Genomic DNA, 10,406 nt, shown 5'->3' on the forward strand with positions numbered 1-10,406 from the left:
GGAGAACAGCCCGCACAGCAGCTCCTCCTCACGCGTACCCGGCAGCGCGCCCCCGCCCGTGCCCGAGAACTCCGGCACCGGCAACGCCCGCCGGTCCAGCTTCCCGTTCACCGACAACGGCAACTCACCCAGCCCCACAAAAGCCGCCGGCACCATGTACTCCGGCAGCACCGCGGCCACATGAGCCCGCACCGCGGCGACGTCGAGTTCGCCGCTGCGCGGCACGACGTAGGCGACGAGGCGCTTCACGCCGGGCCGGTCCTCACGGACGACGACCGCGGCCTGCGCGGCGTCCTCGTAGCGACGCAGAACGGTCTCGATCTCGCCGAGTTCGATACGGAAGCCGCGCACCTTCACCTGATCGTCGGAACGGCCCAGGTACTCCAGCTCACCCTCGCGGGTCCAGCGCACCACATCCCCCGTCCGATACATCCGGGAGCCCGCCGGACCGAACGAGTCAGCCACGAAACGTTCCGCCGTCAGACCCGGCCGGCCCAGATAACCGCGCGCCAGACCCGCACCCGCCAGATACAACTCCCCCGCCACACCCGGCGCTACCGGACGCAACCGGTCGTCCAGGACGTAGGCGCGGGTGTTCGTGACGGGCCGGCCGATGAGCGGGCGTGCCGTCTCGGTCGTGCGGGTGGTGAGCGCGTCGACCGTCGTCTCGGTCGGGCCGTACAGGTTGTAGCCGGTGACACCGGGGGTGTCGGCGAGTTCCCGCCACAGGGCCGTGTCTGCGGCCTCGCCGCCGAGGGCGAGGATCCTCGGGCGGGTTTCGGGGTCGCGGACGAGGCCCGCTTCGAGGAGCTGTTCCGCGTAGGAGGGGGTGAGCTCCATGAAGTCGATGCCGTGGTCGCCCACGTAGGCGAGGAGCGCGTCCGATTCGCGGCGGGTGTCGTCGTCGACGAGGTGGAGTTCGTGCCCGGCGAGCATCCACAGCAGCGGGTCGAGCGAGGCGTCGAACGAGACGGCTGCGGTGAGGGCGGCCCGCAGCGGGCGGCCCGCGTCGGTGATCTCGGCCGCGTACAGCTCGTCGACGTGGTGGTGGAACAGGTTGACGAGGCTGCGGTGGGCGACGACGACGCCCTTGGGCCGGCCGGTCGATCCGGAGGTGTGGATGACGTAGACCGGGTGGTCGGGCCGTAGCGGGGTCGTGCGGGCGGTGTCGTCGGGCGCCGTGGCGGGCAGGGCCACCAGGGCGTCGGCGATGTCCTGGGCGTCGAGGTCGACGCGGAGTCCGCCGCAGCCGGCCGGGAACGTCTCCCGGGTGGCGGAGGTGGTGAGCAGCGCGCTGCTGTCCACGTCCTGGAGCAGCTGGGCGATCCTGCCGGACGGGTGCGCCGGGTCCACGGGTACGTAGGCGGCGCCCGCCTTGGTGACGGCGAGGAACGCGACCACCAGGTCGGCGGTGCGGGGCAGGGCCACGGCGACGTACTGCTCGGGGCCGATGCCCTGGGCGATCAGCAGCCGGGCCAGCCGGTTGGCGCGCGCGTCGAGTTCGGCGAACGTGAGGCGCCGGTCGGTGGCGACGAGCGCGGTGGCGTCCGGGGTGCGGGCGGCCTGCCGCTCGAAGAGTGCGGGCAGTGTCTCGTCCGCCGCGGGGCGCTCGGTGTCGTTCCAGGCGACGAGCACGCGGTGGTGCTCCTCGTCGGTGAGGACGGGGACCTCGGACAGCGCGCGGTCGGGCGCGGCGACCAGGTCGGCCGTGACGCGGGCCAGGCGACCGGCGAGTTCCTCGACGGTGGCGCGGTCGAAGAGGTCGGTCGCGTACTCGATGCGGCCGCCGAGTCCGGCGGGTGTGCCGTCGTCGGTGACGTGCTCCGCCAGCTGGAAGGACAGGTCGAACTTGGCGCCGTCAACGCTGACGGGGTGAGGGTCGACCCGTATCCCGTCGAGTCCGAGGGTGGCCTCGGCGTTGTTCTGGAGGGCGAGCATCACCTGGAACAGCGGGTGCCGGGCGAGGGAGCGCTCGGGGTTGAGGATCTCCACCAGCCGTTCGAACGGCACGTCCTGGTGGGCGTAGGCCGCCAGGTCGGTCTCGCGGACCCGGTCGACGAGTTCGCGGAAGGTGGGGTCGCCGGAGAGGTCGGTGCGCAGCACCAGGGTGTTGACGAAGAAGCCGACCAGGTCGTCCAGTGCCTCGTCGGTGCGGCCCGCGATGGGGGATCCGAGGGGGATGTCGTCCCCGGCGCCGAGCCGGCCGAGCAGTGCGGCGAGGGCGGCCTGGAGCAGCATGAAGACACTGGCCTGCTGTTCCCGGGCGAGTGCGCTGAGGCGGCCGTGGGTGTCGGCGGGGATCCACAGGTCGACGGTGTCGCCGCGGAAGCTCATCTCGGCGGGGCGCGGCCGGTCGGCCGGGAGGCTCAGCTCCTCGGGGAGCCGGGCCAGGGTGTGCCGCCAATAGGCCACCTGCCGGGCGAGTTCGCTGCCCGGGTCGTCCTCGTCGCCGAGGACGTCGCGCTGCCAGAGCGTGTAGTCGGCGTACTGGACGGGCAGCGGCCGGAGTTCGGGGGCGCGGCCCGCGCACCGGGCGCGGTAGGCGGCGCCGAGGTCGCGGGCGAGCGGGGCCATGGACCAGCCGTCACCCGCGATGTGGTGGACGACGAGCAGCAGCACGTGCTCGTCGGGTGCGACCGTGAACAGGTGGGCGCGCAGGGGGACTTCGGTCGCGAGGTCGAAGTCCTGGGCGGCTGCGGCGGCCACGGCGTGCTCGTCGAACGCGGCCGTGTGCAGCGTCGGCCGGGCCGCGTCGGCGGGCAGCACCTCCTGGCGGGGGCGGCCGTCGGTCTCCGGGAAGACCGTGCGCAGGCTCTCGTGCCGGGCGACGACGTCACCCAGGGCGGCTTCGAGCGCGGCGGGGTCGACGGCGCCGGTGAGGCGGACGGCCAGGGGCAGGTTGTAGGTGCCGGCGCGGTCCTCGAAGCGGTTGAGGAACCACAGCCTGCGCTGGGCTGGAGACAGCGGCACGTGCTCGGGCCGCACCCGGGCCGCGAGCGGCTGCCGGGCCCGCGTCGCGTCGCCCAGGAGCCGGGCGAGGGCGGCGGCGGTCGGCGCCTCGAAGAGGGCGCGGACGGCGAGTTCGGCGCCGAACAGCGAGCGGATGCGGCTGACGACCCGGGTGGCGAGCAGGGAGTGCCCGCCGAGGTCGAAGAAGCTGTCGTCGACGGAGACCCGGTCCACACCGAGGACTTCCCCGAACAGCTCGGTCAGCGTCTCCTCCTGCGCGGTGCGCGGGGCCCGGCCCGTGCCACCGGCGGCGGCGAAGTCCGGGGCGGGCAGGGCGCGCCGGTCGAGCTTGCCGTTCGGGTTGAGCGGCACGGCGTCCAGGATGAGGACGGTCGACGGGACCATGTACTCGGGCAGGGCCGTGGCGGCGTGCTCGCGCAGCACCACGGGGTCCGGCGTGATGGTCGTGGAGTCCGAGGTGGCGGGGACGACGTAGGCGACGATCCGCTGGTCACCGGGACGGTCCTCACGGACCACCACGGCCACCTGACCCACCGACGCGTGCCGGGCCAGCACCGCCTCGATCTCACCGAGCTCGATCCGGAACCCGCGCACCTTCACCTGGTCGTCCGTACGGCCCAGATACTCGATCTGCCCGTCCGCACCCCACCGCACCAAGTCCCCGGTGCGGTACATCCGTGCACCGGGCGCACCGAACGGATCGGCCACGAACCGCTCGGCCGTCAGACCCGGCCGGCCCAGATACCCGCGCGCCAGACCCTCACCCGCGAGATACAACTCCCCCGCGACACTCGGCGGCACCGGACGCAGCCGGGCGTCCAGCACGAAGGCGCGGGTGTTGCGGCGGGGGCGGCCGATGGGCGGGGTGCGGCCGGCGCCGGTGTCGCCCGTGTCGTACCAGGCGGTGGCGTAGACGGTGGCCTCGGTGGGCCCGTAGATGTTGGCGAGAGTGCAGCCGGGCACGGCGGTGCGGAGCGTGTCCGCGGTGTGCGCGGACAGGCCCTCGCCGGCGAGCACGAGCAGGTCCGCGCCGAAGCGGGGGGCGCCGCTCTGCCCGACGGTGTGGGCGAGCGCCGAGGGGACGGCGCTGATCAGGCTGTAGGTGCGCGGCTCGGCCTCCAGCAGGGCGAGCACGTCGCGGACGATCTCGATGCGGCCGCCGCAGAGCAGCGGGCCGAACATCTCGAAGACGGAGACGTCGAAGTTGAGCGAGGTCGAGGCGTGGACGTCCGCGAGCCGCTCGGGCCCGATGTCGGTGGCGGCCCAGGCCGCGAGATCGGCGACATTGCGGTGCGGGACGACGACGCCCTTGGGGCGGCCGGTGGAGCCCGACGTGTAGATGACGTACGCGGGATGGCGCGGGTCGAGCGGGCGCACCCGGTCGGCGTCGGTCGGGTCGCTGTCGTCGAACTCGGCCAGTGAGCCGAGGAGTCCGTCGTCGTCGAGCAGGAGGGCGCGGATGCCGGACGGGAGTGCCGCGGCGGCCTCGCCGGTGGTGAGGACGAGGGTGGGGCGGGCGTCGTCGAGCATGTACGCGATGCGGTCGGCCGGGTAGCCGGGGTCGACCGGCAGATAGGCGGCGCCGGACTTCAGGACGGCGAGCAGCGCGACGATCATGTCCGCCGATCGGGGGACGGCCAGGGCGACGAAGGTCTCGGGCCCGGCGCCCTCGGCGATCAGCCGGCGGGCGAGCCGGTTGGCGCGTGCGTTGAGCTCGCCGTAGGTCAGTTCCTCGTCCGTGTGCAGGACCGCCGGGCGGTCGGGGGTGCGGGCGGCCTGGGCCTGGAACTGCTCGGGGAGCGTGGTCTCGGCGAGGTCGCGGCCGGTGTCGTTCCACTCGGTGAGGACCCGGCGGTGCTCGTCGGGGGTCAGGATGTCGGCCGAGCCCACCGGCAGGGCGGGGTCGGCGGTGACCGCGGCGAGCAGCCGGGCCAGGCGGTCGCCGATGGCCTCGACGGTGGCGCGGTCGAAGAGGTCGGCGGAGTACTCGACGACCCCGTCGAGTCCGGCCGGGCCGCCGTCGGCGGTGAACGTCTCCTGGAGGGAGAACAGCAGGTCGAACTTGGCGGCGGTGAGCGTCAGCGGCACTACCTCGGTGCGCGGGCCGTCGAGGTCGAGGGTGGCCTCGGCGTTGTTCTGGAAGGCGAGCATCACCTGGAACAGCGGGTGCCGGGACAGTGACCGCGCCGGGTTGAGCACCTCGACGAGCCGTTCGAAGGGCACGTCCTGGTGCGCGTAGGCCGCCAGGTCCGTTTCGCGCACCCGGTCCAGGAGTTCGGCGAAGCCCGGGTCGCCGGACAGGTCGGTGCGCAGCACGAGGGTGTTGACGAAGAAGCCGACCAGCGGGTCGAGCGCCTCGTCGGTGCGGCCGGCGATGACGCTGCCGAGCGGGATGTCGTCCCCTGCCCCGAGGCGGCCGAGCAGTGCGGCGAGGGCCGCCTGCACCACCATGAAGACGCTGGCCCGGTGCTCGCGGGCGACGGACACGATCCGCCCGTGGACCTCCGCGGGCACGTGCAGGGCGATGCTCTCGCCGTGGTGCGTGGCGTCGGCCGGCCGGGGCCGGTCGGTGGGCAGCGGCAGTTCCTCGGGCAGTCCGGCGAGGGCGTGCTTCCAGTGGTCGATCTGCCGGGCGAGCGGGCTGTCCGGGTCGTTCTCGTCGCCGAGGACGTCACGTTGCCAGAGCGTGTAGTCGGCGTACTGGACCGGCAGCGGCGCCCAGTCGGGGGCCCGGCCGGAGCGGCGCGCGTCGTGGGCGATGCCCAGGTCGCGGGCGAAGGGCGCGAGTGACCAGCCGTCGCCGGCGATGTGGTGCACCACCACGAGCAGCACGTGGTCGCTGCCGGAGATCCGGAACAGGCGGGCGCGCAGCGGCGTCTGCCGGGTCAGGTCGAATCCCTCGGCGGCGGCCTCGGCGAGCGCGCCGTGCAGGGTGTCCTCGGTGAGGTCGGTGACGGGCAGCGCCGGTGCCGCGGCGTCGGCGGGCAGCACCGACTGGCAGGGCCTGCCGTCGACCTCGGGGAAGACGGTGCGCAGGCTCTCGTGCCGGGCCACGACGTCGCCGAGGGCGGCCCGCAGTACGGCGGGGTCCAGCTCACCGGTGAGACGGAGCGCCAGCGGCAGGTTGTACGAGGCGTTCGGCCCCTCGAAGCGGTTGAGGAACCACAGTCGGCGCTGGGCGGGCGACAGCGGGATCTCGTCGGGCCGCTGCCGTGCGGTGAGCGCGGCACGGGCCCGGTCGGCGCCCGCGATCCGGTCGGCCAGGGCGGCCACGGTCGGGGCCTCGAAGAGGGCACGGACGGCGAGTTCGGCGCCGAACACCGAGCGGATGCGGCTGACCAGCCGGGTGGCGAGCAGGGAGTGCCCGCCGAGGTCGAAGAAGCTGTCGTCGACGGAGACGGCGGGCAGGCCGAGGATCTCCGCGAACAGCCCGGCGAGGATGTCCTCGTGCGGGGTGCGCGGCGCCCGTCCGGTGGCCGCGGCGGACGCGGGGCCCGGGGCGGGCAGGGCACGCCGGTCCACCTTGCCGTTGCCGGTCAGGGGCAGGGTCTCCAGGGTGACGAAGGCGGAGGGGACCATGTAGCCGGGCACTCCGGCCTCCGCGTGCTCGCGCAGCTCCTCGGGGTCCGGGGCGCCGGCGGCCGAGGTGTCGGCGGCGGGGACGACGTAGGCGACGATCCGCTGGTCGCCCGGACGGTCCTCACGGACCACCACGGCCACCTGACCCACCGACGCGTGCCGGGCCAGCACCGCCTCGATCTCACCGAGCTCGATCCGGAACCCGCGCACCTTCACCTGGTCGTCCGTACGGCCCAGATACTCGATCTGCCCGTGCGCACCCCACCGCACCAAGTCCCCGGTGCGGTACATCCGGCTGCCGGGCGGACCGTGGAAGTCGGCCACGAACCGCTCACCCGTCAACCCCGGCCGGCCCAGGTAACCGCGCGCCAGACCCGCACCCGCCAGATACAACTCCCCCGCCACCCCCGGCGGCACCGGACGCAGCGCCGCGTCGAGGACGTGGGCGCGCATGCCGTCGAGGGGGCGGCCGATGGGCACGGCGTCCGGCACCTCGGCGACGGAGTCCATGCGGTAGGTGGTGGCGAAGGTGGTGGTCTCGGTGGGCCCGTAGCCGTCCACGACCACCAGCCCCGGGCAGGCCTCCAGGACCCGGCGCACGGCGGCGGCCGGGACGACGTCACCGCCGGTCCACACCTGGCTCACCCGGGCGAGGCACCCCGGCCCGTCCTCGGCGATCAGCCGGAACAGGCCGGCCGTCAGCCACAGCGCGCTGACGCGGTGCAGCGTGACGGTCTCGCGCAGCCGCACGGCGTCGAGATCACCGGCAGGGGCGACGACGACCGTGCCGCCGGTGAGCAGCGGCACCCAGAGCTCGTACGTGGAGGCGTCGAACGCGGTCGGCGAGTGCAGCAGCACCCGCTCGTGCCCGAACTCGAAGCGGCGGTCGTAGGCGAGCGCCACGATGTCGCGGTGGGCGACGCCGACGCCCTTGGGCAGCCCGGTGGATCCGGAGGTGAACATGACGTAGGCCAGCTGGTCCGGCCGGATCTCGACCGCGGGGTCGTGGAAGGGGCCGTCGGCGAGTGCAGGCCCGGCCTCGATCACGACCGTACCGTCGGCGAACGGTGCGGCCGCCGGCGCCGAGTCGGCGATCAGCACCGCCGCGCCCGTCTCGGCGAGGATGTGCCGCATCCGGGACTCGGGGAAGCGCGGGTCGAGCGGCACATATGCGCCGCCCGCCTTCAGGACGGCGAGCACGGCCGCCACGAGGTCCGGCGAGCGCTCCATCAGCAGCGCCACCCGGTCCTCGGGGCGCACCCCGGCCGCGATCAGACGGTGGGCGAGCCGGTTGGCGCGTGCGTCCAGCTCCCGGTACGACAGCGAGCCCTCGGCGCAGGCCACGGCCTCCGTGTCCGGGGACCAGGCGACGAGATCGGCGAACAGCCGGGGCACGATCCGGTGCGCGGGCTCCTCACGGTCGTCGGTGGCGTCGAGGACGGCGAGCATCCGCCGGTGCTCGTCGGCACCGAGCAGCGCGATCCGGCCGACGGGTGTGGCGCCCTGCCCGGGAACCGTCTCCAGGACCCGGACCAGCCGCTCCAGCAGGCCGTTCGCGGCCTCGGGCGCGAAGACATCGGCGCGGAAGTCCAGCCGCAGGTGCAGGCGTTCGCCGGGCACAGCCGTGAGGATCAGCGGGTAGTGCGTGGCGTCGTGGCCCTCGATGCCGGTGACGGTCAGACCGCCTCCGACCTCCAGGACGTCCGCGTCGAGGGGGTAGTTCTCGACGACGACCAGCGTGTCGAACAGTTCGCCGGTCCCGGCCGCCTGCTGCACCTCGGTGAGCCCGAGGTACTGGTGGTCCATGAGCGCGGCCTGCTGCGCCTGGAGCCGGTCCAGCAGCGCGCCGAGCGACTCGGCCGGGTCGAGGGCGACACGCACCGGCAGCGTGTTGATGAACAGCCCCACCATGGACTCGATCCCGGGCACCTGGGGTGGCCGGCCGGACACGGTCCCGCCGAACACGACGTCCGCGCGGCCGGTGAGCTGCCCGACGATCATCCCCCACACGGCCTGGAGGGCCGTGTTGAGCGTGACACCGCCCTGGCGGGTGAACTCGGTGAGCCGCTCGGTGAGGGCGGCGGGCAGATCGACGGTGACCCGCTCGGGGACCACCGGACCCGCCCCCGCCGCACGAGCCGCCCGGGCGACGAGCGTCGGCTCGTCGAGCCCGTCGAGCACCTGCCGCCAGGCCGTCTCGGCGGCCGTACGGTCCTGGTCGGCCACCCAGGCGAGATACTCCCGGGCCGGGGTCACACGCGGCAGGGCGGAGGCATCGCCGGAGGTGCCGTAGAGGGTCAGCAGCTCCTTGACGAGGAGGGGCATGGACCAGCCGTCGAGCAGGATGTGATGGTTCGTCAGCACGAAACGGTGCCGGTCGTCGCCGGTCCTGATCAGCGTGCACCGCAGCAGCGGAGGCCGGGCCGGGTCGAACCGCCGGGCGCGGTCCTCGGCCGTCCAGCGACGCAGGGTGTCCTCGCGTTCGGCCTCGGGCAGCGTGGTCAGGTCGATCTCCGTGTAAGGGAGTTCGACGTCGGCGGGGATGACCTGGACGGGGGTGTCGAGACCGTCGCCCCGGAACGCGGCCCGCAGGGCGCCGTGCCGGTGCAGCAGCGTCTCGGCGGCGGCGCGGAGGGCGTCGGGCCGGAGGGGACCCTCGATGTCGAGGGCGAGTTGGACGGTGTAGACGTCCTCGCCGTGCTCGTCGTAGACCGCGTGGAAGAACAGGCCCTGCTGGAGGGGGGAGAGAGGCAGGATGTCGGTGAGTCGCCCGTGGTCCGTCTCCAAGCGGTCGATCTGGTCCTGGGTGAGGTTCACCAAGGGGCGGAGGTCGGAGGGGGTCAGGCCGCCGGCGTGCGGGGCTTCGATGTGTGCCACGAGCGCGCGGAGTTCGGTGAACCATGCCTCGGCGAGGGCCTGCACCTGGTCGTGGGTGAACAGGGCGGAGGGCCAGGACCAGTCCGCGTTCAGCCGCGGGCCGTCGATGGTGTCGAGGGTGGCCGCGTTCAGGTCCAGCACGTGAGTCAGGGGCATGTGCGGGTCACGGCCGTCGCCGAGATCCACGTCCGTGATCAGGGACCAGGGCTCATCGGTGGTGGAGGCTTCGAAGCGGCCGAGGTAGTTGAAACCGAGCTGCGGAGACGGCGACTGGGACAGCGCTTCCGCGGTGTCGGGGTTGGTGTGGCGGAGCAGGCCGTAGCCGATGCCGTGGTCGGGCAGGGCATGCAGCTGCTCCTTGACCCGCTTCAGCGAACGGCCCGGATCCTCACCTACCGCGCCCGCGTCAAGACGGACCGGGAACAGACTGGTGAACCAACCGACCGTGCGCGACAGGTCCACCCCGTCGACCACGTTCTCCCGGCCATGCCCCTCCAGATCCACCAGCACCTCACGCGAGGCGTCGGCACGCCAGTCGGCCACCGCCCGGGCGAACGCCGTCAGCAGCACATCGTTCACACCGGCCCGGTAGCGGGACGCGACCTCCGTCAGCAGCCGACCCGTCACCTCCGCCGGCAGCGACAGATGCAGATGCTCCACCGTCGACGCCGTGTCCACGCCCGGGTCCAGCACGCGGGCACCCAACAGCGGACCCGAACCAGTCAACTGCGCCTGCCACAGGGGGAGTTCATCGCTGCGGTCGAGGGTGGTGAGTTCCTGTGCCCAGCGGCGGAAGGACGTGCCCACCGGCTCCAGCTCCACACCCTCGTAGGCGCGAGCGAGGTCGGGGAGCAGCACCCGCCAGGACACCCCGTCCACCACCAGGTGATGTGCCATCACCAGCAGCCGGCCCGACTCTTCGAACCACACCGCCTGCACCATCACCCCGGCATCCGGATCCAACCGGCCCTGCGCTTTGC

The 10,406-nt window shown here is 73.5% G+C and carries 1 protein-coding gene; it reads right to left on the minus strand.

Going from position 1 to position 10,406, the window contains the following annotated elements:
• On the minus strand, window positions 1-10,368 hold a 10,368-nt coding region (locus tag IE153_RS40785; protein ID WP_268251979.1), incomplete at its 3' end, for a non-ribosomal peptide synthetase.
• Between the last annotated feature and the right edge of the window lie 38 nt (window positions 10,369-10,406).

Source organism: Streptomyces massasporeus, assembly GCF_014648995.1.
In the GTDB taxonomy this organism is placed as follows: Bacteria; Actinomycetota; Actinomycetes; order Streptomycetales; family Streptomycetaceae; genus Streptomyces; species Streptomyces massasporeus.